3 protein-coding genes are annotated in these 1,615 nt (G+C 38.2%); all 3 read left to right on the top strand.

Translation table 11 applies throughout. The annotated features are described in order from the left end of the window. The coding region (locus tag DW835_RS18185) for an RHS repeat-associated core domain-containing protein (protein WP_207665408.1) at positions 1–714 on the top strand (714 nt) is incomplete at its 5' end. Then, positions 715–1,083, top strand: coding sequence for a hypothetical protein (locus DW835_RS04140; RefSeq protein WP_118548258.1), 369 nt, complete (start codon positions 715–717; stop codon positions 1,081–1,083). It abuts the gene before it with no gap. Further along, positions 1,080–1,615 (top strand): RNA 2'-phosphotransferase (locus tag DW835_RS04135; RefSeq protein WP_147353702.1); only part of this gene is annotated, 536 nt, incomplete at its 3' end. The genes DW835_RS04140 and DW835_RS04135, both read left to right, overlap by 4 nt.

The following is a 1,615-nucleotide window of genomic DNA, read 5'->3' as shown; positions in this document are numbered from 1 at the left end:
GAGACCACAGAACAGCTGAATAACCGCATCCGTTATACGGGCCAGCAGTATGATGAACTGACAGAGCAGTATTACCTGCGGGCGAGGTATTATAATCCGGTTGCCGGGCGTTTCATGCAGGAAGACGTCTATCAGGGGGATGGACTGAATCTGTATGCGTACTGCGGGAATAACCCAGTGGTGTATGATGATCCGAGTGGGTATGAAAGGAAAGCTTGTCCTCCGCAGGGGAAAATTAGTGAAAGTGTTGATGAGACCAGCTATGGGAAGTCAAGTAGTAATTGTACGGAATTGGTACCATATTATCCCGCAAATAATGGAGCTGAGAGTGGTACAGCAACTATTAATCCGAATGACATTAGATTTAGTCAAAGCTCAGTTAATGGTGCAAGTGAAATTATTGATAGCATGAAAGCAAAAGGCTGGGATGGAGACCCAATTGATGTTGTTAGAATGCCAGATGGTAATTTGACAACTATTGATAATACAAGAGTATTAGCAGCTCGTTACGCAGAAATAGATGTGCAAGCCAATGTACATGCTTTTGATGAAGTGTTACCACAGGATTTAGATTTAATTGAAAGGCTTACAACACCAAAAGGGGTTCCACAGACATGGGGGGATGCTGTATTATTAAGGATAGGTAAACAAAATAGCGGATATAGAAACACATATCCATTAGGTTCAAATATAATTGGATGGAGCGGTAATTAAATGATAGAATTATTAGAAGAATATGAAAGACCTAATAACTTTGTATATCCCAAATCAATTATTAAATTATTAGAATTAAATCTTACAAATTTTGATGTCTGGTATTTTATGGATAAAGAAAGTGTAAGAATCAGGCTTGCTGGCTTGCAAAAAAGATATCCTGAAAGAAATCTAATTCCATTTGCGCGAAGAGGGGACTGTGACGACATAGCGTGTTTTGAAGTTGGAAAAGGAGAACAAGTATATGTGATTCATGATTTTGCTTCAAGTGGCTATGAACAACGGAAGATATATGAGAATGTGTGGAAATGGCTAGAAGATGTTGTTGAAACCATGATAGAATTTGAACTTATGGAGGAAACGGAATGAAAGATATGGATTTAAGTAGGGAGATTTCTTATGCTTTACGCCATGCACCATGGGAATATGAACTAGAAATGGACGAAGAAGGATGGGTTCCAGTTGAACAGCTTTTAGATGCATTGCATAGAACCGTGAAATGGAGCAACATCTGTGAAGCAGATTTGAAGGAGATGATTGAAAAATCTGAGAAGAAACGCCATGAACTTGCAGATGGGAGAATCAGGGCATTTTATGGACATTCAATACCAATGAAAATTTTAAAAGAAGAAAAGGTGCCACCAGATGTTTTGTATCATGGTACAGCAAGGCGATTTTTAGAATCAATCAATGAAAATGGTTTATTACCTCAGAGTAGGCAATATGTTCATTTATCACAAGATATTGAGACTGCTGAAAATGTGGGAATGCGCCATGATGATAAGCCGTGTATATTAATCATTGATGCAAAAATGGCATGGAATGACGGAATAAAATTTTACTTCGGCAATGAAAAAGTATGGCTGGCAGATAAAATACCCAGTAGATACATCAGAAAGAT

Origin of the sequence: Clostridium sp. AM34-9AC, assembly GCF_003480225.1 — a bacterium.
Lineage (GTDB): Bacteria > Bacillota > Clostridia > Lachnospirales > Lachnospiraceae > Acetatifactor > Acetatifactor acetigignens.
This window is presented reverse-complemented; position numbering and strand designations above follow the sequence as displayed.